We start from the raw sequence: 21,282 nt of genomic DNA on the forward strand, positions 1-21,282 counted from the left end.
CCGATCCTAGGTGCCGGGGTCGCCGGGTCGTGGCGCGGCTCGGCCCTCGCGGCGGGAGGAGGCCTGCGAGGGGATCCGCGCCTCGATCTGCTCGTGCGCGTGGGGGCATTCGTCGAAGCTGAGCGGGCAGTCCAGCGCGTGTTCGATGAGGTCCTTGGCCGCCTGTGCCCGCGCGATGCGCCGTTCCAGCACGGCGAGGTGCTCCCTGAGCAGGCCGGCGTGCCGCATCGGGTCGGGAGAGGAGAGGATCCGGGAGAGATCGCGCAGGCCCAGCCCCGCCTCCTTGCCCATCAGGATCGTCGCCACCCGCCGCAGGTCCGCCGAGCCGTACCGGCGATGACCGCTCGGCTGCCTCACCGGGGTCAGCAGGCCGGCGCTCTCCCAGTGCCGCAGCACGTGCGTGGGCAGCTCGAACCTTCCGGCGAGCTCGCCGATGGTCATGGTTGACTTCATGCGCACATCAACCTGCATCGTGACGGCATGAGCAACCGACCTCTTCTCGCCGTGACCCGGGTGGCCAACTCCTGCGTGCTCCTGGAGATCGGCGCGCATGCCGTAGTGACCGATCCGTCCTTCACCGAGCGGTGGCACCTGCACCGTGGCGAGCCGCTCGGCCTCACCGTCGAGGAGCTCCCGCCGCTGACCGCCATCGTCGCCAGCCACTCCTACCCCAACCACTGGGATCTGCGGGCCCTGCGGCGCTACCCCCACAAGGCCGCGACACCGGTCTACGTGAGCAGCGCGCGGATGATCCGCCAGGCCCGTGCCCTCGGCTTCGACAGGGCCGAACACCTGCGATGGGGACGGACCGGCCCCGCTGGGCGTCCCGCGCCGGATCCTCCCGCCGGGACCGCCCCCGTCGCCCGGCGCGTGCGCCGCGTCCGGGGACGGGGACAGGGGCGGGGACGGCCTTCCGGGGCACGTGCCGGGACGGTGTCCCTACGACAGGTCGCCGGCCACGGTGGCCGGGTCGCCGTCTTTTTGGGCGGGCACACCCATCGGATCTGGACGAGCCACATCACCGCCCCGCCTCTCCAGGCGATCCGCAAGTGGCTTCCAAGGGTGCCCGTGAACCCTCTGAGGGGACATCACGCGCCCCGTACGCGGTCCTTCGCGGATCGACGCTCACGGGCGCGCGCCTCCTCACGAAGGGCGGAACAGAATGAGAACTCGTCGTCTGGCCACGGCGGTGCTGATCGCGGGCGGACTGACCCTCGGCGCCACGGCCGCTCCCGCGACGGCCGGGACGGTGTCGGCCGGGACGGTGTCGGCCGGGACGGTGTCGGCCGGGACGGTGTCGGCGGCCGACTCCGCGCGGCTCGCCGAGAGCTGGTACTACGCGGGCACCTACAGGATGCGCAGTTTCTGTGCCAACGCCGGCGTCAGGGCCGTCTTCAACGGTGCCCTCGACTTCGAGTGCAGGGCCGCCGCCGGCTCCTCCTTCGACCTCTACCTCCTCCACTAGGAGGCGCGCCCCGGCCCCGGCGGCCCCGGCCACAGGGCGAGGCCGCCGGGGCCGGGTGCCCGCGGGGGCGGGGTGGCGGGACGGGCCCGCGCACGGCGGCACCGTCCCGACCCCTATGAACCCGTACTTTCAACGGAACGACGTTAGGGGTATTTGTACGAGGACCCGCGGACGGTTCCGGGGTGATAGTGGGAGGTGTTCGACGGCGAGCAGCCGTCATCCGCCGAGCCGACCATCGAGGTCCGCCATGTGTCAGCACGAACCCCGCTGCCCCTCCGCGTACGCGTCCGACCGCGAGGCCGCGCGCCCCGTCGCCTTCCGCCCCGAGCAGGGGTGGAGCCTGCTGTGCAACGGCGTCGTCCTGTTCGACGACACCGGCGAGCTCCTGCCCGACGGCCGCGCCGTCGCCCCGCACCGCCCGGCCGTCACCCCGTGCCGGTCCGCCCGTCCCCTGCTGTCCCCGGTCGCCTGACCGGTCAGGAGCCGGGCGGGACGGCTCGTCCCGCCCGTGCCCTCACCCTTCGAGTGCCATGTACAGGCGGGTGCCCCGGGGCCGGTAGCCGACGCGTTCGTAGACGCGGCGTGACCCCTCGCCCCCGTACTCCAGCCATACCGAATCCGCTCCCCGGGCGAACATGACCTCGGTGAGCGCGGCGGTGACCGCGACGGCGATGCCACGGCCGCGGAAGGCGGGGCGGGTGCCCACGCCCGACAGCTCGGCGGTGCCCACGGCCGGTGCGGAGCAGCAGGCCCCACCGGCGCAGCCGCCGCCGGGTGCCCGGACGAACCGCACCGCGCCGCCGCTCTCCTGGATGTGTCGCAGCCGGGCCGCGCCCTCCGGGGAGGAGACGAACTCCCCGTCGAACGCCTCGGACAGGGCGGCGTCGATCGAGGCGTAGTCCTCGTCGGTGGCCGGGACCTCCACCGGGAGCGCGGACGCACCGGTGACCGACGGCGCCGGCGACACCGACGACACCGACGGCACCGGTGGCACCGGTGGCACTGCCAGCGTGGCTGGGGTGCAGACCAGGTACTCGTGCACCGCCTCGGTGGTGAACCCCGCCTCGCGCAGCGCGGCCTCCACGGCCGGGGCGGCGTCCGGCACGAACTCCAGCCGAGGCTTGAGGCCGCGTTCGCGGAACGCCTCGATCAGCGACGCGACGTCCCGGCCGGTCGGTCGTGCGCCGGGCACGGGGGTCGCGTAGTTGAGGTAGGGGCTGGTGGTGTCGCGCTGGAACCCCGCGACGAAGCCTCCGGCCTGGACGACCACGGGACGGCGGCGAAGGTTGGCGACGGTGAAATTCTGGACGTCGATGTCCATGATGATGGTGACCTCACGCAGATGACATGGTGGGGCGCGCTCCCGCCGGACGTGCCGGATCGGATGGGACGCGCGGGATCGTCAGACCCGGCATCGGTCCGTGGCCGTCCCCGTACCGGGGACGGAGCGGTGTGTCGGGACACCGCGCGTGGGGTCGCCGCGAGAGGGGCGTGGCACCGATGCCGCCGGTGCTGCGAGAGCAGACCGGTCAGTGCCGGCGGCGACCGCGAAGGGACGCCGAGACCATGGCCTCAATCCTTTGTCATGTGCGTGCGTGCCGAGAAGCGTGGCCAACCCTGCCACGGCGCCGGGGGGTACGCAACCGGATAAGGGCGTGCCTCGTCCGGTGGCGAGGGATCGGCCCCGAGGACATGGACGGCTCTCTTACAGGGCTTTTAGGGGTGTTGATGCATGGTTGTCATGTTGCGCACCTATCGGGAGGAAGAACAATGGCACCTGAGCCGGATCGATTCAGCTCCGCGGAGACACTGGCGAACGAACCGCCCAGGCGCCGTCTCCCCCGTTCCCTGCTGCTCGCCGCCACCAGCGCGCTCGTCGTGATCACGGGCGCCGGCGTCGCCACGGCGGCGGCGTTCTCGCCCTCACCGGCTCCGACGCCCACGGCCGGCGCCCCCACGGCTCCGGCGGCGAGCCCGTCCGGGGCGCCCTCCGACGAGGTGCCCGGACAGCACCGGGGCCGGGGGCACCGGATGGGCCTGGGCGGCCCCTCCATCCACGGCGAGTTCGTCGTACCGGACGGCGAGGGCGCGTACGTGACCGTCGCCACCCAGTACGGCGAGGTCACGGCCGTCGACCAGGACTCGATCACGGTCAGGAGCGAGGACGGTCACACCAGGGAGTACGCGGTCGACGGCGCCACCCGGGTCGGCCGGGGCGGCACCGGCATCGACACGATCAAGACCGGCCAGAAGGTCCGGGTCGTGGCGAAGGTGAACGCCGGGACGGCCACCGCCGTGATGATCCGCGACACGCCCGTGCGCGACCGGTACGGCATGCGCGGCGACCGCGGCGACCGGGGCGGCCGGCACCACGGCCACCGGCCCGGCGGCCCCCCGCCCGTGCCAGCCACCCCCTCCGCGCCCGACGCTCCGCCCGCGCCGGCCTCTCCGTCCGCGCCCGCGAGCCCGTCCACGCCCGCCACCCCGCCGGCGCCGGCCACCCCGGCGACCCCGTCCGCGCCGGCCTCCTGAACCGATCGGCCCGATCGACCCGATCGACCCGGGTCTGAAGAAGGCTTACGAGTCATCACCCTCGGGACCTCGTCCTGGGCCTGACCGCAGCCGGCTCGACGGCCGGAGGGCCGGAGGTCCTATGCTGTCCGACCGTGCGCCTCCTCCCGTTCCGCGCGGACCTCCGGCGGCCTTCGCGGTGTCGTCCGGCCGCCCTCGTACGACGGGCCGTTCCGGTGGTCGCGTGCCTGGCCGTCCTGCCGGTCGCGGTCGTCCCTCCCGCCGGAGCCGCACGGGCCGCCCCGCCCGGGAACCCGTTGCTGAAGTCCGGCAGGCTGGTGGCCGCGCCGTGCCAGGAGCCGCCGCTCGTCGACCGGGGCGTCCCGCGGACGCGCGAGTACCTGAAGGCGGTCCTGGGATGCCTGGACAGGTCGTGGTCGGCGCACTTCGCCCGCGCCGGCCTGAGGTTCCGCAAGCCCGCGGTCCGCTTCTACGAGGAGCCCGCGCGGCGCGTGTGCGGGCTGCGCTGGCCGCCCAACGCCGCGGCCTTCTACTGCACCGGGCGGGCCACGCTGGTGTTCCCGCTCGACGGCGCCTGGATCGAGGGCCGGACCGACCTGTACCCGCTCAAGGTCGCGGCCCACGAGTACGGCCACCACCTGCAGAGCCTCACGGGCATCAGGGCCGCCTACGAGGCCCTCGCCCGCTCCGACCGCGCCCGCGGGGCCGAGCTGGGCCGCCGCTACGAGCTGCAGGCGGACTGCCTGTCGGGCGTGTTCCTGGGCGGCGTACGGCGCTTCCTGCCGCGTACCGGGCAGGACTGGGAGGTGCTGCGCGACGCGCTCCGCGCCAGCGGTGACGAGGGCGGGCGCCACACGCACGGCATCGGCGCCAACCGGGTCCGCTGGTTCGAGCGCGGTCGCGGCGCGGTCTCCCCCGCCGCCTGCGACACCTGGACCGCCGCGCCGTCCCGGGTGTCCTGAGGCCCCACCGACGGGGAACGGCGTGTCCGAGCCCTCCTCGCGTTCATCCATTCGCCGTCTTGACCGTGCGTGTTGACTCACACACGGCCCCTGCCGGACGTGCGGTGATTGACATGGGATTCACCATTGCGGCCGGGTACGGCGGCCTTCGCGATTACAGCGTGAGACGTCATATGACTCTCTGCATGTCCTTCTTTTTGCTCGCCCTCCCCTTTCATGCTGCTTTGCATATGGTCCATAATCACCATCTGTACATGATGGCCGGAAACGGTAGCCGCAGCGTATTGGAGATGCCCGCATGAACCACCTCGCAGCGCGTCAGGATATGCGCTGGCAGGCCAGGCGACACGCGGGAAAGAGCGCTCCGGCCTGGTCAGCGGCCCCGGGGCGCGGCCCCGAGGACGCGCGCGGCATGACGGTCCTCCCGCCCGGGGGCGGCGCGACGTCGTGACGGAAGGCCGCCGGGCACGAGGCGGGACGCCGCCGTACGTGTCCGGATGCGGCCACTTCGCCGTCGCGCGATGAAATGTTCACGTCGCCGGTGACGCGCGCCCGCGGTGGTGACCGCCGGGCCGCCGCCCGCCCCTGTTCCCCCTGAAGCAATAGAGGCATGAATGATCGACCATACGGAAATATGTACGAATTCGGGAAATCCCTGTAAATGGGCGTTTGACCCATGCGTTCCCAATGGTGCCCGTATGTACGAGTTCAGGCGCGGCGCAAACGATCATACCCTCGGCGGTACGGCGTGATCCCGGGCCGCGGCCCCGCCGCGGCCCGTCACCTCCGATCCGCGCGGCGGACGGGCCCCGCGCCCGACACGATCCGCCGCGTTCCCGCTCGCACACCCCCGACAGGATTCGGCTCTCAGGGTGTGCGTCCGCGGGCCGGTCGTCACCTCACGGTTCCGGCCGGCCCGCACCATCCGGAAAGGACCGGCACCATGACCGTCCCGGCCCCCGCCGGCGCCGCCCGGCGGCTCCGCCCGAGCCGCCGCGCCTCGCCCCGGAGCCGGGCTCCCCTGCCTCGCGCGACCTCGCCCATCCCTATCCCGATCAAGAGGACCTGATGTCACAACCCCTGCCGGAGGTGCTGGCGGCCCTGCTCGCGCTGTGCCTGGTGGCCACCGCGGTGGTGGCGGTGCGCCAGTGGCGTGCCGCCAGAGCCCTGCGACGGCGGAACGACGAGCTGGCCGACCAGTTGCGCGCCCGCGACGAGGAGGCCCGCCACCTGGTCACGTCCCGCCTGCCCGCGCTGGCCGAGTCCCTCTCCCAGCCCTCGGTGGTGGTCCCGGGCCCCGTGCACGAGCACCTGACCTCCACCGAGTACGGCCAGAACCTGCAGGCGACGATGCCGCTGCTGACGTACCACGTGCACTCCGCGCTGGCCCGCGCCGACCACGCGGCCCGCGCCACGCTGACGGCCACGATGCGGAGCCTGCAGAGCCTGGCCGGTGAGCAGCGCCGGGCCATCTCCGCCATGCAGAGCCGCCACGACCACCCCGACGTGCTGGCCGGACTGCTGGAGATCGACCACACCAACGCCCAGTTCGGCCGGCGCGCCCAGGCGATCGCGGTGCTGTGCGGGTCCTGGCCGGGCCGGCAGCGCGGTGACGTCGCGCTGGAGACCGTGGCCCGCGGCGCGACCTCCCGCATCCGCGACTACCTGCGGGTCAAGACGTCCGCGCAGACCGACCGGGCGGTCGTGGGCCTGGCGGTCGAGCCCGTGGTGCTGGCCATGGCCGAGCTGCTGGACAACGCCACCCGCCACTCCGCGCCCGACACCGACGTCGAGGTCAGCATCGAGTCGGTGCACAACGGCGCCGTCATCGTGATCGACGACCGCGGCATCGGCATGCACGAGCAGGACAAGCAGCGCGCCACCCAGACCCTGTCCGGCGCCGACCCGGTGGACGTCACCCGGCTGGGCAACCCGCCGAAGATCGGTTTTCCCGCCATCGGGGCGCTCGCCCGGCGCTACGGCTTCCAGGTCACCGTGGACTCCCGATCTCCCTACGGAGGTGTGCGCGCCGTGGTGTTCCTGCCCAACGCGCTGCTGACCCACGCGGGCACGGGGACCGGCCCCTCCCTGCCGTCGTCCGCCTCGAACGCGGCCCTGCCCTCGGCCTCCCCGGCCCACTCGTCCTCGCCCGGCCTGGCCCAGGTACAGGCCCAGGCCCAGGCGTCGTCCTCGTCGGACCGGTACCCGACGGTACGACCGGCCGCCCACCCCGTCGCGCAACCGGCCGCGGGGCCGGCCCCGGGATCGAACGGCTACCCCCAGCGTCGCCGCCTCGTCCCCGACGCCGACCTTCAGCAGAACGTCACCGCGCTCACCGCGCCCGCGGAACCCGCGCGGTCGGCGGAACGCGCGGCCGCCGCCATGGGCGCGTTCCAGCGTGGGTCCGACGCCGCCCGCGCCTCCCACCCGATCGAGCACGAAGGAAACCGACAGTGAGCACAACGGACAGCTGGATGCTCAACGACATCGTGAACCTGCCCGAGGTCCGGCACGCGATCGTGCTGACCGCCGACGGGCTGCTGGACGCCCACTCGGCCGGGATCACCCGGGAGCAGGCCGAGGTGTACGCCGCCGCGGCGTCGGCGCTGCAGTCCCTCAGCCGCAACCTCGCCGGGCCGTGCCTGGGCGACCCTCGGACCTCCTGGCACCAGACCATGGTGGAGTTCGCCAACGGGTACGTGATCGTCATCGCCGCCGGGGCGGGTTCCTACCTGGCGGTGTCGTGCACCGGCGCGGCCGACCTGCAGGTGATCGCGTACCAGATGCACAAGACCGTCGACCAGCTGGGCCGGGAGATGACCAGCCCGCCCCGCAACGGCGTCACCACCTCGTCATGACGCCGGTCCCGCGCGACGACGACCTGGTGCGGCCCTATGTGGTGACCGGCGGCCGCGCCCACGCCCGCGTGCCCTTCGACCTGGTGACGCTGGTCGTCGCCGACGCGGCCTTCGGCGCGCCGGACCTGGGCACCAGCCCGGAGAAACGCCGCCTGCTGGAGCTGTGCTGGGGCGGGGCGCTGTCGGTGGCGGAGATCGCCGCCTACCTGTCCCTGCCCGTCAGCGTCACCAAGGTGCTGCTCAGCGACCTGGCCGAGGCCGGTCAGATCAGCACCCGCGCCCCGGCCCCCGTCGTCCACGGTCCCGACATCCAACTTCTACAGGAGGTACTCGATGGGCTTCGCGCCCTGGTCTGAGCGTCCCCCGGGCGCCGTCTACCTCGGCGCCACGGTGCGGCGATCGGTGAAGATCCTCATCGTGGGGCACTTCGCCGTCGGCAAGACCACCCTGGTGGGCGCCCTGTCGGAGATCACTCCGCTGCGCACCGAAGAGATCATGACGCAGAGCGGCGCCCTCGTCGACGACCTGGCGGACGTGCACGGCAAGAACACCACCACCGTGGCGCTGGACTTCGGCCGCCTGACCCTCAACGAGCACCTGGTGCTGTACCTGTTCGGCGCCCCCGGGCAGGAACGGTTCCGGCAGCTCTGGCACGACCTGGCCTACGGCGCGCTCGGCGCGCTGGTCCTGGCCGACACGCGCCGCCTGCAGGACTCCTTCCCGGTGATGGACCTGGTCGAGTCCCACGGCCTGCCGTACGCCGTGGCCGTCAACCACTTCGAGGACGCGCCCGCCCCCGACCTCGCGGCCCTGCGCGGCGCGCTGGACCTGCTGGAGGAGACCCCGCTGGTGGTGTGCGACGCGCGCGACCGCGTCTCCGCGGGCAACGCCCTGATCACCCTCGTGCAGTACCTGCTCGACCGCGCCACCAAGGAGCTCGTGTGACCGCCCGCCGCCACCTCGCCACCCCCGCCGCGCCCGCGGCCGGCTCCGACCCGCCGGCCGCGTCCTGGCAGTGCGCCCCGCTGTACGGGCCCGAGTTCGCCGCCGACCCCCGCGGCGTCTACGCCCGGCTGCGCACGCTGGGACCGGTGGCCCCGGTCGAGCTGGCCCCCGCCGTGTACGCCTGGCTGGTCACCGACTACTACGCGGCCCTGGAGGTGCTGCGCAACCCGCACATCTACTCCAAGGACCCGCGCAACTGGCGCGCCCTGGCCACCGGCGAGGTCCCGGCCGACAGCCCGGTCATGCCGATGATGGGCTACCGGCCCAACGCGCTGTTCTCCGACGAGCCCGACCACGGCCGCTACCGCCAGGCGATCACCGACAGCCTGGCCCGGGTGGACCCGCACACCCTGTACGGGTTCATCACCCGTACCGCCGACCAGCTCATCGACGTCTTCGCCCCGCGCGGGCGGGCCGACCTGCTGGCCGACTACGCCACGCCGCTGCCGGTGCTCATCTTCAACCAGCTGTTCGGGCAGGCCGACGACGCCGGTCCCCGGCTGGTCGCCGCGCTGGCCAAGATGTTCGAGGGCGGGGACGGCGCCGCCGAGGGCAACGAGCTGTTCACCCGGTACATGGTCGATCTGATCACGCTCAAGCGCGCCCGGCCGGGCGCGGACGTGACCTCCTGGCTGATGTCCCACCCGGCGGGGCTGAACGACGAGGAGATGATCCACCACTGCACGCTGATGATCGCCGCCGGCACCGAGCCGGTGACGAACCTGATCGGCAACGCGCTGCAGCTGCTGCTGTCCGACGACCGCTTCGCCGGTGACCTGTCCGGCGGCACCCTGCCCGTGGACGCGGCCCTGGAGGAGGTCCTGTGGAAGGACCCGCCGATGGCCAACTACGCCGTCCACTACCCGCGCCACGACGTGAACCTGCGCGGCGTGCTGCTGCGCGCGGGCGACCCGGTGGTCGTCAGCCTGGCGGCGGCCAACAACGACCCCGTCCTGAACCCGTCGCTGAACCGTGCCGGCAACCGCGCCCACCTGGCCTTCTCGGCGGGCCCGCACGCCTGCCCCGCCAAGGACCCGGCCCGCCTCATCGCCACCGCCGCCATCGAACGGCTCCTGGACCGCCTGCACGACGTGGAGCTGTCCGTGCCCGCCGCCGACCTGCGGTGGCGGCCGGGGCCGTTCCAGCGCGCCCTGACCTCCCTGCCCACGCACTTCACGCCCCTGCATCCCCTTTCCCTAGGAGACAGCTCATGGACGTCACCAGCGCCTGCCCATTCACCATCGACCCCACCGGTGCCGACATCCACGGCGAGGCCGCCCGCCTCCGCGCCGCAGGCCCTGCGGCACTGGTGACGCTCCCCGGCGGGGTCGAGGCGTGGGCGGTGACCGACCACGAGCTGCTGCGGCGGCTGCTCGGCGATCCGCGCGTCTCCAAGGACCCGCGCCGGCACTGGCCCGCCTTCAGGGAGGGCAGGATCACGCAGGACTGGCCGCTGTTCACCTGGGTGGCCGTCAACAACATGTTCACCGCCTACGGCTCCGACCACGCCCGGCTGCGCCGGCTGATCTCCCCGGCGTTCACCCCGCGCCGCACCGAGGCGCTGCGCCCGCGCGTCCGGCAGATCACCGACGAGCTGCTGGACGGCCTGGCCGCCGTCCCCGCCGGTCAGGTCGTCGACCTGCGCGACGCCTTCGCGTACCAGGTGCCGATGCGGGTCATCGCGGAGCTGTTCGGCCTGCCCGGGGAGTCGCACGACGACATCCGCCGGGTCGTCGACAGCGTGTTCCACACCTCCGCCGACGTCGAGGAGGTCCTGGCCACCCAGCGCGACGCCTACGCCATCCTCACCGGCCTGGTCGCCGCCAAGCGGGAGAACCCCGGCGACGACATGACCAGCGACCTGATCACCGCGCGCGACGGGGAGGGCGACTCCCGGCTCAGCGAGGAGGAACTCGTCGACACCCTCTTCCTGATGATCGCCGCCGGGCACGAGACCACCGTCAACCTCATCGACAACGCCCTGTACGCTCTGCTCACCCACCCCGACCAGCTCCGGCGCGTCCTGGCGGGCGAGAGCTCCTGGGAGGACGTGGTCGAGGAGGCGCTGCGCTGGCGGGCGCCCGTGGCCAACCTGCCGCTGCGCTACGCGGTCAGCGACATCGTCCTGGACGAGTACGGCATCGTGATCGGCGAGGGCCAGCCGATCCTGGCCGGGTACGCCGGCGCCGGTCGCGACACGGCCGTGCACGGCGACGACGCCGACAGGTTCGACATCACCCGCGCGACCCGCCGCGAGCACCTGGCCTTCGGCTACGGCGCCCACTACTGCCTGGGCACCTCGCTGGCCCGGCTGGAGGCCGGAATCGCGCTGTCGTCGCTGTTCGACAGGTTCCCCGGCCTCGCCTTCGCCGTCCCCGCCGAGGAGCTGCGGCCGCTGGACTCCTTCATCGCCAACGGGCACCGCGCGCTGCCGGTCCTGCTGCACCCCGCCGCCTGACCCCGGCGTCTTCGGCGTCATCGGCGTCCTGGGCGCCGGGGTTCCAGGAGGTCCCGTCGCCCGGTCCGGGAACCGGCCGGTCAACGGGCGGCACGCTGCGGTGGAGGCGCCGCGTGCCGCCCGCGGGTGACGGCCCCGCCGACGGCGTCCTCGGCGTCCTCGGCGTCCTCGGCATCGGCGGCGGCGTCGGCGGCGGCGTCACCGCCGGGCGAGCAGGTGCGCGTGCGGAAAGCCCCGTACCGGGTCCTCGCCCGGAGCCTGGATCAGCCGGGCCACCTCGGTGAGCCCGGTCCGGGCCAGCAGCCCGGCCACGTGGTCGGGCGAGTACCGGTAGGCCGGGGACACCTTGTGGTCGAACGCCTCGGCCGCCTCGGTGGGACGGTCGTACGCCTGGAAGGACAGCAGCAGGTGGCCGCCGGGGGCGAGCACGCGGCGGAACTCGGCGAACGTCCCGGGAAGGTGCCCGGGCGGGGTGTGGATGATCGAGAAGCCGGCGAGGACCCCCGCCAGGGAGGCGTCCTCCACCCGCAGGTCCTCCATCGCCCCCACCTCGAAGCGGAGGCCGGGATGGGCCTCTCGGGCCAGCGCGATCATCTCCGGTGACAGGTCGACGCCGAAGGCGGCCACGCCCAGGGAGTTCAGGTGAGCGGTGACGTGCCCCGGACCGCACCCCACGTCGGCCACCGGGCCGCCACCGGCCGCCCTGACCCGGCCGGCGAGGACGGAGAGCATCGCGTGGCCGATCAGGTCGGTGGGGAAGTGCTCGCCGACCAGCTCGGCGTAGGGGACGGCCGCGGCGTCGTAGGCGGTACGGGTGGCGGCGAGGAAGTCCGGCTCGGTCATGGGCGACCATCCTAGATCGGGACTGTTCCGGCGCCGACCGCCGATCCGCCCTCACCACGGCTCTCCCAGGCGCGTCCCCCCTCCGCCACAGGCAGGCCCCCGTCCGCGACACCGACCATGGCCCCGGGCCCCCTGCCCGGCACCGCCGAACGTGTGCTATCAATTTAATGACCGGATAAGAAGATATGGTCAAACTATTGAGAACGGCGGGGACCGTGGGATCGGACACCAGAAGGGCCGGGCGCCCCCCGCAGGACGCCGCGCACCGGCTCGCGCGGGCGCACCGCATCCTGGACGCCACCTGCGACCTCGTCCTGCGCTGGGGGTACGACAAGACCACCGTCGAGGACATCGCCCAGCGGGCCGGGGTCGCCAAGGGCACGATCTACCTGCACTGGAAGACGCGCGAGGAGCTGTTCTCCGCGCTGCTGCGCCGCGAGCGGGTCGAGATGATCACCGAGGTGCGGCGGCGGATCACCGAGGGCCCCGGCACGCTCCGCGACCTGCTCGCCCTGCTCGCCGCCGAGCTGCTGGGCAGGCCCCTGATGCGGGCGAGCCTGCTGGGCGACTCGGCGGTGCTGGGCAGGCTCACCCGCCGCAAGCGGGAGCACCGGGCCGCCGAGGAACTGGGCGGCGACTTCCGGACCTACCTCGGCACGCTGCGCGAGCACGGCGCGCTGCGCGGCGACCTGTCCCCCGCCGAGCAGGTGACCACGATCGTCTCGGTGCTGTACGGGTTCCTGATCGTCTCGCAGATGATGCCGGACGGGTACCGCCCCTCCGACGAACGGCTGGCGCAGCTGATCGCCGACGCCGGTGGCCGGGCGGTGGAACCCGAGGGCCCGATCCCGGCCGGCGCCGCCCGCGCGGCGGCACGGGCCACCCTGGACTACGTCGACGCCGCCGTGGAGAGCGCGCAGCGGAAGCTGCGCGTCTCCCTCGGCAGTGAGGAGAGCACGCGGTGAGGATCCTCCCCCTGGACGACGAGGCGGCCGACCTCGCACTGACCGGCGGCAAGGGGGCCTCGCTGGCCCGGCTGGCCCGCGCCGGGCTGCCGGTCCCCGCCGGGTTCCACGTCACCACCGACGCCTACCGCGACTTCGTCGCGCGCGACGGCCTGAACGAGCAGATCATGGAGGCCGTCTCCGGCGCCTCCCCGGACGAGGCCGCGCGGCGGATCGCGGCCCTGTTCGCCGGGCGGGAGATGCCCGCCGGGCTCGTCGCCGAGATCCGCGCGGCCCACGCCGGTCTCGGCGACGACGTGCCGGTCGCCGTACGGTCGTCGGCCACCGCCGAGGACCTGCCCGGGATGTCGTTCGCCGGGCAGCAGGACTCCTACCTCAACATCCGCGGCGACGCCCTGCCGGACGCGGTCAGGCGCTGCTGGGCCTCGCTCTGGACCGCCCGCGCCATCGCCTACCGGGTCTCGAACGGCGTCCCGCACGACGACGTCGCCCTGGCCGTGGTGGTCCAGGAACTCGTGGACGCCGACGCGGCGGGCGTGCTGTTCACCGCGAACCCGGTGACCGGGGCCCGCGACCAGCTGGTGGTCAACGCCGCCTGGGGGCTGGGCGAGGCCGTCGTGGGCGGGCAGGTCACGCCCGACACCGTCGTCGTGGGCGTGCCCGGGGGCGAGGTCGTCGAGGAGCGGACCGGCGACAAGACCGTCATGACGGTCCGCGTGCCCGGCGGCACCCGCGAGGAGCCGGTCCCCGTGGAGCTGCGCCGCCGTCCCGTCCTCGACCGGGCCCAGATCGCGGACCTGGCACGGCTCGCGGCGAGGATCGAGGAGCTGTACGGGACGCCCATGGACGTGGAGTGGGCCAGGCGGGCGGGGGCGTTCCTCGTCCTGCAGGCCCGCCCGATCACCCGCCTCGGCCCGCAGGTCGAGGAGTGGAACGACAGCCTGACCGGCGACTACCTGTGGACCTCCGCCAACCTCGGCGAGGCCGTTCCCGACGTGATGACGCCGTGCACCTGGTCCCTGGTGCAGATCTTCATCTCCGAGGCGATGGCGGCGTCCCAGCTGCCGGGTTTCAAGGTCGTGGGCAACATCGGCGGCCGGTTCTACATGAACCTGAGCGTCGCGTTCTCGGTGGCCCGCGCGCTGGGCATGGGCCGCAGGGTCGGCGCCATCGAGCAGGTCTTCGGCAGGCTGCCGCCCGGGGTGGAGGTCCCGCTGCTGCCCGTCTCGCGCCTGCGGATCGTCAGGACCGTGCTGCCGGTCGCCCTCGCGGTCCGCAGGCGGGTCGCGGCCGGGACGCGCGTGATGCCCGCCTTCCTCGCCACGGCACGGCGGCGCTGCGAGGCGCTGCGCGAGCGGGCCGCCACCGCCGCGACCGCGGGCGAGCTGGTGGTGCTCTGGGAGTCGGAGCTGCTGCCGTACTTCGTCCAGGCCTGCCGGGTGATGGAGGCCGCCGGGCGCCAGGGCGGCCTGGCGCTGGTCATGACCCGCCAGAGGCTGTACAGGCTGGCCGGCGAGACCGACGCCGAGGCCATGCTCACCGGGGCGGGCGACGACGGGGAGCTGGCCAGCCTCGGCACGATCGTCGGGCTGGAGCGGCTCGCCGCCGGGGAGATCGACCGGGAGACCTTCGCCCGCCTGTACGGGCACCGCGGCGCGCACGAGTTCGAGGTCTCCATGCCCAGGCCCGGGGAGGACCCCGGCTGGATCGACGCGCAGCTCGCGGCCATGTCCGCGGACGGCGGGCGCACGTCCGCCCTGTTCGACCGCCGCCGGCAGGCGCGCGACGCGGCCTGGAGGCGCTTCGCGGAACGCCACCCCCGCAAGGTGGCCCGGACGCGGGCGCGCCTGGCCCGGTGGAACACCGTCGTCCGCGACCGGGAGACGTCCCGCTCGGAGGTGATCCGTACCTTCTGGGCGCTGCGCGCCTTCGTGCTGCGGGCCGGTGAGCTCACCGGCCACGGCGAGGACCTGTTCTTCCTGTCGATCCAGGAGCTCCTGGCCGTGCTGCGCGGTGACGAGGGGCCCCTGGCGAAGGTCGCCGTCCGGCGGGCGACCCACGAGCGGTACGCGGCGCTGCCCGTCTACCCCACGGTGATCGTCGGCAGGTTCGACCCGGTCCGCTGGGCCGCCGGCGCCGACCGGCGCGGCGACCTGTTCGACGCCCGCGGCTCCGTCACGCCGGTGAGCGAGACGGTGACCGGTTTCCCGGGCTCCCCCGGCGTCGTCGAGGGCGTGGCCCGCGTCCTGACGGGCCCCGAGGAGGGCGACCGGCTCGCGCCCGGCGAGATCCTGGTGACGACGCTGACCAACATCGGCTGGACCCCGATGTTCCCCCGCGCCGCCGCCGTGGTGACCGACATGGGCGCCCCCCTGTCACACGCCTCGATCGTCGCCCGCGAGCTGGGCATCCCGGCGGTGGTCGGCACCGGGAACGCGACCATGCGCCTGCGCGACGGCGACCGGATCAGGGTCGACGGCGAGCGCGGCACGGTCGAGGTGCTGGCGCCCTGAGCCCTGCGCGGCCGGTCCGGCCGGTCCGGCGCGGCACGGCACGGCACGGCACGGGGAAGCACGGCACGGTCGGAGCGATCGGAGCGGCACGGGGCAGCGCGGCGCGGACGCTCCGGCCGGGGACGTGCCCCGCGCTCACCGCGGTCGTTCGCCGGGCAGGTCCTGGAGCACGCTCCCCAGGGGGCCGGAGCCCTCCCCCTGGGGGAGCAGGGCGTCGACGACGTCACCGGGCCGGAGCCCCTTCTGCGTGAGGTGGCCGTTCACCGCGAGCTCGGCCAGGCCGTGGGCGGTGGCCAGCAGGGCCATGATCCGGGCGTGGGTCACCGTCGCGTCCCCGGCGGCCTCCAGGCCGAGCGCGGTCATCACCTGGTCGATCGCCTCCTCCAGCTCGGGGTGGTCGCCCGCGCCGAACACCGAGGCGAACACCAGCCGGTACTCCTGGCGGTGCTCGGTGGCGTAGGCGATGTAGCTCAGGTAGAAGGCCCGCAGCCGGTCGCGCCGGTCGCTCTCGCGCAGCACCTGTCCCGCAACGTGCACACTGAGGTCGGTGATGACCCGTACGGCGAGCGCCGCCAGCAGCGCGGTCTTGTCGGCGAAGTGCCGGTAGGGGGCGGTGCGCGACAGGCCGGTCAGGTCGCCGACGGCGCGCAGCGTCACCGCGTCCAGGCCCTCCTCGCGCAGCAGCCGCAGCGCGCTCTCGATCAGGCGGGTCCTGGTGTCGTCGGCCACCCGATCCACCCCCCCCTCATGCTGTGTTGACAACGTCAACGTAGCTGGTTGACACTGTCAACATGAAGTTGACGACGTCAACCGGAGAGACATGAAGATCACCGTGAACGGTCTGCCCGCGACGGTGGACGCCTCCCCCGACGACCCCGTCGTGGACGTCCTGCGCGAGGGACTCGGCCTGACCGGCACCAAGGCGGCCTGCCGTACCGGCGTCTGCGGGGCGTGCACGGTCCTGGTGGACGGCGTCCCCCAGGTGAGCTGCCTGCTTCCGGCGGCCGTGCTGGAGGAGCACGAGATCACCACCGCCGAGGGGCTCGACCACCCCGTCCAGCGGGCGTTCGCGGCCCACGACGGCCTGCAGTGCGGCTACTGCACCCCCGGGTTCGCGGTGGAGGCGGCCGCCTTCGTCGACGCCTGGCGCGACGGTCACGGCGACACGGCACCGCCGCGCGAGCGGATCGCCGCGGCCCTGGCCGGTCACCTGTGCCGGTGCGGGGCCTACGAGGGGATCCTCGCGGCGGTCGCGGCCGCCTGCCGGGGCGAGCACGACGACCCGGCCGGCGCGCCCGCCCGCGTGGAGGCGATGGACAAGATCACCGGCCGGGCCCGCTACACCACCGACGTACGCGAGGACGGCATGCTGGAGGGGGTCGTCATCCGCTCCACCGAGGCGCACGCCCGCGTCACCGGCGTGTCCGCGGACGCCGCCCACGTGGTCGACCTGCTCCCGCCCGACCGCGTCGTCCGCTACGCCGGCCAGCCCGTCGCCGCCGTCGCCGCCCCCACCCGGCGCGAGGCCCTGGCGATCGCGCGGGCCGCCCGGATCGGCTACGAACCGCTGCCGGCCGCCCTCGGCGACGGCGCCGCCGACCCGGGAGCCCCGCTCGTCTACGAGGACGAGGCCGCCCGCGGGCGCGCCCCCAGCTCCAGCGAGGGCGTGAGCCTGCCCGGCGCCTGGAACGGCAACGTGCGCGGCCCCTTCACCCGGGCGAGCTGGCGCGGGCGCACCGCCGCCAGGCGGATCGAGGCCGCGCGCCGCACAGGCGACCCCCGCCTGGTGAGCGGCACCTTCACCACCGCCGTGCAGGTGCACACCCCGATGGAGCCGCACGCCTGCGTCGCCCGCTGGGACGCCGGCGGCGACCTGCACCTGCACCTGTCCACCCAGACCGTCGGCATGGCCGCCGAGCAGGCCGCCCGCAGGTGGGACCTGCCCGTCTCCCGGGTGCACGTCGTCGCCGACCACGTCGGCGGCGGCTTCGGCGCCAAGAGCGGCGTCACCGTCGAGACGATCGCCGCCGTCGAGCTCGCGCGGGCCTGCGGCGCCCCGGTGCGGGTGGTCTTCGGCCGCGCCGAGGAACTGACCGACGCGGGCGGCCGTCCCGGCAGCCGTACCGTTCTCGACCTGCTCGCCGACGACCGGGGGGACCTCGCCGCCCTGTCCGTGGACGTCCACGGGCGCGGCGGCGTGGCCGTCGGATCGGCCGTCGCGATGCTCGCCCGGCTCATGTACGGCACGGCGCCCCGGAGGCTGCGCGACCATGACGTGGTCACCAACGAGCCGCCCGGCGCCCCGTTCCGCGGTCCGGGCGGGGCGCCCCTGCTCTGGGCGCTGGAGCAGGCGGTGGACGAGGCCGCCCACCGCCTCGGCGAGGACCCCGTCGCACTGCGCCGCCGCTGGGACGGCAACCCCAAGCGGCGCGCCCTGTACGACGTGGCCGCCGCCCTGCCGCAGTGGACCGGCAGGCCGCGGACCGGCACCGGGACGGGCCGCTTCCGCCGGGGCGTCGGGGTGGCCGCCGCGAACTGGCCCTACATCCTCGATCCGGGCACCGAGGTGGAGCTGCGCGTCGAGGGCGGCACGGTGGTGGCCGCCACCGCCACCCAGGACATCGGGACCGGCATCCGCAGCGTCATCGCGGCCGTGCTGGCCGAGGAGCTCGGCCTGCCGGCCGGGCGGGTCCGCGTCGAGATCGGCAGGACGGGCACCGTGCACGGGCCGCCCTCCATCGGCAGCCGTACCACCACCTCGGTCGCCCCGGCCGTCCGCGACGCGGCACGGCGCCTGCGGGAGGTGGGGCTGACCGACGGCGCCCGGGTCGTCGGCGGGCGCCGTCGCGACCGGCGCGGCTACCTGACCCCGTTCCCGGTGGGCGGGATGGCCCTCGGCCGGGGCTTCAGCGGATCCGTCCACGTCACCGAGGTCGAGGTCGACACCCGGCTGGGCGTCGTCCGGCCGCTGCGGGTGTGGGCCGGCATGGCGGTGGGTCACGTCTACGCCGAGCGCCTGGCGCGCAGCCAGTGCGAGGGCGGCGTCGTCCAGGGCATCGGCTACGCGCTGTACGAGGAGCGCCTGGTCGACCCGGTGACCGGGACCGTGCTCACCACCGACCTGGACCGCTACCGCATCCCGGGCATCGGCGACACGCCCGAGATCACCGTGCACTTCCACCGGGACGGGTGGGACCACGTCAACGGCCGCGGCGTCGGCATCGGTGAGATCTCCACGATCGGCGTGGCCGCCTCGGTGGGCAACGCCGTGCACAACGCCACCGGCTGGCGCCCCCGCGACCTGCCCATCCGCCCCGACCGGCTCCTCGAAGGGATCTCCCGTTGACCTCCTGCCCGCGGCCCGTCCGCGCCCTCACCCCGGGAGGCGTCCGATGAGCGCGCTCGCCGACCTCGAACAGGCCGCACGGCGCGGCGGCGAGTTCCGCGCCGGCGGCACCGACCTGATGGGCCGCCGCGCGGCCGGGCCGCACGTGGACCTGCGCGGCCGGCCGGAACTGTCCGGTGTCACCCGGCTGCCGGACGGCTCGACCAGGATCGGCGCGCTGACCACGGTCGCCCGCGTCGCCCGCGACGCCGGTCTCGGCGCGGACCATCCCTGCCTGACGCTGACCGCTGCCGCCCTGGCCACCCCTCAGATCCGGGAGGCGGCCACCGTCGGGGGCAACCTGCTGCAGCGCAACCGCTGCGCGTACTTCCGCACGCCCGTCCCCTCCTGCCACCAGAACGGCGGCGACCGCTGCCCGGCCCGGATCGGGCTCGCCCCGAACGCGGCGCTCGCCGAGACCGGCCCGTGCATCGCCCCGCACCCGTCCTCGCTCGCGGTGGCGCTGCTCGCCTGCGACGCCGTCGTCGAGGTCCACGGCCGCGACCCGTTCCCGCTCCCCGGCCTGTACGGGGACGGCTCGGACCCCTCCCGCGACCACCTGCTCGGCCCGGGGGAGATCCTCCGCGCGGTCGTCCTGCCGCCGCCGGTGCCGGGCGGGCGGGCCGCCTACCATCGGGCGATCTCCCGGGCCGAGGCCGAGTGGCCGGTGGTCGAGGTGGCGGCGCGGCTGGTGGCCGACGGTGGCCGGATCGTCCTCGCCAGGGTCGCCGCGGGGGGCGTCGCCCGCGTCCCGGTGCGCCTGCCCGGCGTCGAGGAGGCGCTCCTGGCCGGGGAGCCCCTCGAACGGGCGGCCGGCCGGGCCGCGGACCGCCACGCCCCGGTGGCCCGTGGCCGTCACGGGCTCGCGCTGCTCACCGGAACCGTCCTGGAGGTCCTGGAGCGCGCCACCGGACAGGCGGCGACCGGCGGCCGGTGACACCGCGCCCGCCTTCGGCTCCCGGCGTGCCTCCCGGGGCGGCCCGGCCCCCGTGCGGGCCGGGCGGGCGAGGGACGCGCCGCGCGCCGGATAATCGGAGGCGCGCCGGATGCCCGCCCTGTTACCGTCGAGGGGATCCCGCCGGACGACGTCCGGCGACGAGCGTGGAGGAAGCCATGGCAGCCCGGGATTCGATACCGGGCCATCACGTCGCACCGGCCGTTCCGGCCCGGTGACGATCGCGTCCGACCCCCGAGCGGTGGTCGGCGAGCCTCGTGGTGCCCGGTGATGTCGCGATCATTTCGATGCACAGCACCGTAGGAGCCCTACCTTGTCACACGACACCTCGTCCGCGTGGTACGCGGACTTCTTCACCGAGCTTCCGAACGAGTTCTGGCGGCGCGCCGTGCCGCCGGAGGCCACCGCGGCCGAGGCCGACTTCATCGAACGTCACCTCGGGCTGAGGCCCGCCTCCCGCATCCTGGACTCCCCCTGCGGCAGCGGTCGGCACACGCTGGCGCTCGCCGCGCGCGGACACCGCGTGAGCGGGGTGGACATCTCGGCCGAGGCCATCGGGTACGCCCGGCGGGCCGCGGCCGAGGCCGGTCTCGACGTCGAGCTCGCCGTCGCCGACATGCGGGACGTCCCGCGTGACGGCTCGTTCGACGCCGCCGTCTGCATGGGCAACAGCTTCGGCTACCTGGACCTCACGGGCGCCCGCGAGTTCGTCGCCGCGCTCGCCGCGGCGGTGCGGCCGGGCGGCGGCCTGGTGGTGGACTTCAACGCCGCCGCCGAGTCCGTCCTGCCGGGCTACCGGGGGGAGCCGCGCCGCATGGAGGCGGGCGGCATCGTCGTGACCACGACGACCGGGTACGACGCCGCCCGCAGCGTCCTGCTCAGCAGGTACCACTTCCGCAGGGGCGCGGAGGAGTTCGAGTCGACCGCGCTGCACCACGTGTACACCAGCGCCCACCTGGGCGGGCTGCTCACCGAGGGCGGGTTCGTCGACGTCGGGCTGTTCGGCGGGCCGGACGACGCGCCCTTCGGGATCGGCTCGGGCCGGTTGCTGCTGACCGCGCGCCGGGCCGCGGGCCCGGGACCGGCCACGGCGTGAGCACCGGCCGCGGCGGGCGGCACCGGGACCCCCGCACCCCGTGCCCGCCGCGGCCGGACCGCCGTGAGAGCGCCCGCGGACGCGTTCCGTGAGAGCGTCCGCGGACGTGTGCGTGAGCGCATCCGCGAACGCGTTCCGTGAGCGCGTCCGCGGACGTGTCCGTGAGCGCGTTCCGTGAACGCTGCCCGTGGACGCGTCCCGGAGGTCGCCGGGGACCCACCCCGGGGTGAGGGACGTGAGGTTCG

19 protein-coding genes are annotated in these 21,282 nt (G+C 74.4%); 15 read left to right on the forward strand and 4 right to left on the reverse strand.

Annotated elements, in window-relative coordinates; translation table 11 throughout:
• Positions 1–6: 6 nt before the first annotated feature.
• Positions 7–663, reverse strand: a complete 657-nt coding sequence (locus ACIBCT_RS36100) for a MerR family transcriptional regulator (protein ID WP_399196486.1) — start codon at positions 661–663, stop codon at positions 7–9.
• A gap of 499 nt (positions 664–1,162) precedes the next feature.
• Between ACIBCT_RS36100 and ACIBCT_RS36105 the strand changes: the two genes are divergently transcribed.
• The gene (locus tag ACIBCT_RS36105; protein ID WP_399196487.1) at positions 1,163–1,465 is read left to right on the forward strand and encodes a hypothetical protein; all 303 of its coding nucleotides are present in this window, start codon (positions 1,163–1,165) and stop codon (positions 1,463–1,465) included.
• Between the two features lie 247 nt (positions 1,466–1,712).
• Entirely contained in the window at positions 1,713–1,937 is a 225-nt protein-coding gene (locus ACIBCT_RS36110) for a DUF5999 family protein (RefSeq protein WP_399196488.1), read from the forward strand.
• A 42-nt stretch (positions 1,938–1,979) separates the two neighbouring features.
• On the opposite strand, the gene ACIBCT_RS36115 is transcribed toward ACIBCT_RS36110, so the two are convergent.
• Positions 1,980–2,786 (reverse strand): GNAT family N-acetyltransferase, encoded by an 807-nt coding sequence (locus ACIBCT_RS36115; protein ID WP_399196489.1) that lies wholly within the window; start codon positions 2,784–2,786, stop codon positions 1,980–1,982.
• Between the two features lie 449 nt (positions 2,787–3,235).
• Here ACIBCT_RS36115 and ACIBCT_RS36120 point away from each other — a divergent pair, with 449 nt between their 5' ends.
• From ACIBCT_RS36120 to ACIBCT_RS36155, 8 genes are all read left to right on the forward strand, one after another.
• Positions 3,236–3,997 carry a hypothetical protein gene (locus ACIBCT_RS36120; protein WP_399196490.1) on the forward strand — a complete coding sequence of 254 codons (762 nt, stop codon included), beginning with the start codon at positions 3,236–3,238 and terminating at the stop codon, positions 3,995–3,997.
• Between the two features lie 215 nt (positions 3,998–4,212).
• Complete coding sequence (locus tag ACIBCT_RS36125) at positions 4,213–4,959, forward strand: neutral zinc metallopeptidase (RefSeq protein ID WP_399196491.1); 747 nt, start codon at positions 4,213–4,215, stop codon at positions 4,957–4,959.
• 1,068 nt (positions 4,960–6,027) lie between these two features.
• On the forward strand, positions 6,028–7,416 hold the full coding sequence (locus ACIBCT_RS36130; RefSeq protein WP_399196492.1) for an ATP-binding protein: 1,389 nt from the start codon (positions 6,028–6,030) through the stop codon (positions 7,414–7,416).
• A complete protein-coding gene (locus tag ACIBCT_RS36135) occupies positions 7,413–7,817 on the forward strand; it encodes a roadblock/LC7 domain-containing protein (RefSeq protein ID WP_344898343.1) in 405 nt (134 codons plus the stop codon). The genes ACIBCT_RS36130 and ACIBCT_RS36135 overlap by 4 nt, the downstream gene beginning before the upstream one ends.
• On the forward strand, positions 7,814–8,173 hold the full coding sequence (locus tag ACIBCT_RS36140; RefSeq protein ID WP_344898344.1) for a DUF742 domain-containing protein: 360 nt from the start codon (positions 7,814–7,816) through the stop codon (positions 8,171–8,173). The genes ACIBCT_RS36135 and ACIBCT_RS36140 overlap by 4 nt, the downstream gene beginning before the upstream one ends.
• Positions 8,151–8,762: a GTP-binding protein gene (locus ACIBCT_RS36145; RefSeq protein ID WP_399196493.1), complete on the forward strand. Its 612-nt coding sequence runs from the start codon at positions 8,151–8,153 to the stop codon at positions 8,760–8,762. Before ACIBCT_RS36140 ends, ACIBCT_RS36145 begins: the two co-directional genes overlap by 23 nt.
• A complete protein-coding gene (locus ACIBCT_RS36150; protein ID WP_399196494.1) occupies positions 8,759–10,135 on the forward strand; it encodes a cytochrome P450 in 1,377 nt (458 codons plus the stop codon). The genes ACIBCT_RS36145 and ACIBCT_RS36150 overlap by 4 nt, the downstream gene beginning before the upstream one ends.
• On the forward strand, positions 10,033–11,280 hold the full coding sequence (locus tag ACIBCT_RS36155; protein ID WP_399196495.1) for a cytochrome P450: 1,248 nt from the start codon (positions 10,033–10,035) through the stop codon (positions 11,278–11,280). The genes ACIBCT_RS36150 and ACIBCT_RS36155 overlap by 103 nt, the downstream gene beginning before the upstream one ends.
• Before the next feature lie 198 nt (positions 11,281–11,478).
• Here ACIBCT_RS36155 and ACIBCT_RS36160 read toward each other — a convergent pair whose 3' ends face one another.
• Positions 11,479–12,123, reverse strand: a complete 645-nt coding sequence (locus ACIBCT_RS36160) for a class I SAM-dependent DNA methyltransferase (RefSeq protein WP_399196496.1) — start codon at positions 12,121–12,123, stop codon at positions 11,479–11,481.
• Positions 12,124–12,320: 197 nt separating this feature from the next.
• Here ACIBCT_RS36160 and ACIBCT_RS36165 point away from each other — a divergent pair, with 197 nt between their 5' ends.
• A complete protein-coding gene (locus ACIBCT_RS36165; RefSeq protein WP_399196497.1) occupies positions 12,321–13,088 on the forward strand; it encodes a TetR/AcrR family transcriptional regulator in 768 nt (255 codons plus the stop codon).
• Complete coding sequence (locus ACIBCT_RS36170; RefSeq protein ID WP_399196498.1) at positions 13,085–15,601, forward strand: PEP/pyruvate-binding domain-containing protein; 2,517 nt, start codon at positions 13,085–13,087, stop codon at positions 15,599–15,601. The genes ACIBCT_RS36165 and ACIBCT_RS36170 overlap by 4 nt, the downstream gene beginning before the upstream one ends.
• Before the next feature lie 135 nt (positions 15,602–15,736).
• On the opposite strand, the gene ACIBCT_RS36175 is transcribed toward ACIBCT_RS36170, so the two are convergent.
• A complete protein-coding gene (locus ACIBCT_RS36175) occupies positions 15,737–16,330 on the reverse strand; it encodes a TetR/AcrR family transcriptional regulator (protein ID WP_399196499.1) in 594 nt (197 codons plus the stop codon).
• Between the two features lie 91 nt (positions 16,331–16,421).
• Between ACIBCT_RS36175 and ACIBCT_RS36180 the strand changes: the two genes are divergently transcribed.
• From ACIBCT_RS36180 to ACIBCT_RS36190, 3 genes are all read left to right on the forward strand, one after another.
• Entirely contained in the window at positions 16,422–18,947 is a 2,526-nt protein-coding gene (locus ACIBCT_RS36180) for a molybdopterin-dependent oxidoreductase (protein WP_399196500.1), read from the forward strand.
• Positions 18,948–18,993: 46 nt separating this feature from the next.
• Positions 18,994–19,923 carry an FAD binding domain-containing protein gene (locus ACIBCT_RS36185; protein WP_399196501.1) on the forward strand — a complete coding sequence of 310 codons (930 nt, stop codon included), beginning with the start codon at positions 18,994–18,996 and terminating at the stop codon, positions 19,921–19,923.
• 331 nt (positions 19,924–20,254) lie between these two features.
• The gene (locus ACIBCT_RS36190; protein ID WP_399196502.1) at positions 20,255–21,037 is read left to right on the forward strand and encodes an SAM-dependent methyltransferase; all 783 of its coding nucleotides are present in this window, start codon (positions 20,255–20,257) and stop codon (positions 21,035–21,037) included.
• The last annotated feature ends 245 nt before the right edge of the window (positions 21,038–21,282 follow it).

The organism is Streptosporangium sp. NPDC050855 (assembly GCF_044456585.1).
GTDB classification, from domain to species: domain Bacteria; phylum Actinomycetota; class Actinomycetes; order Streptosporangiales; family Streptosporangiaceae; genus Streptosporangium; species Streptosporangium longisporum.

Coding starts and splice junctions, on each gene's coding strand:
- ACIBCT_RS36105 (WP_399196487.1), top strand. CDS start 1,163: ATGAGAACTCGTCGTCTGGCCACGGCGGTGCTGATCGCGGGCGGACTG.
- ACIBCT_RS36110 (WP_399196488.1), top strand. CDS start 1,713: ATGTGTCAGCACGAACCCCGCTGCCCCTCCGCGTACGCGTCCGACCGC.
- ACIBCT_RS36115 (WP_399196489.1), bottom strand. CDS start 2,786: ATGGACATCGACGTCCAGAATTTCACCGTCGCCAACCTTCGCCGCCGT.
- ACIBCT_RS36120 (WP_399196490.1), top strand. CDS start 3,236: ATGGCACCTGAGCCGGATCGATTCAGCTCCGCGGAGACACTGGCGAAC.
- ACIBCT_RS36130 (WP_399196492.1), top strand. CDS start 6,028: ATGTCACAACCCCTGCCGGAGGTGCTGGCGGCCCTGCTCGCGCTGTGC.
- ACIBCT_RS36140 (WP_344898344.1), top strand. CDS start 7,814: ATGACGCCGGTCCCGCGCGACGACGACCTGGTGCGGCCCTATGTGGTG.
- ACIBCT_RS36145 (WP_399196493.1), top strand. CDS start 8,151: ATGGGCTTCGCGCCCTGGTCTGAGCGTCCCCCGGGCGCCGTCTACCTC.
- ACIBCT_RS36155 (WP_399196495.1), top strand. CDS start 10,033: ATGGACGTCACCAGCGCCTGCCCATTCACCATCGACCCCACCGGTGCC.
- ACIBCT_RS36160 (WP_399196496.1), bottom strand. CDS start 12,123: ATGACCGAGCCGGACTTCCTCGCCGCCACCCGTACCGCCTACGACGCC.
- ACIBCT_RS36180 (WP_399196500.1), top strand. CDS start 16,422: ATGAAGATCACCGTGAACGGTCTGCCCGCGACGGTGGACGCCTCCCCC.
- ACIBCT_RS36185 (WP_399196501.1), top strand. CDS start 18,994: ATGAGCGCGCTCGCCGACCTCGAACAGGCCGCACGGCGCGGCGGCGAG.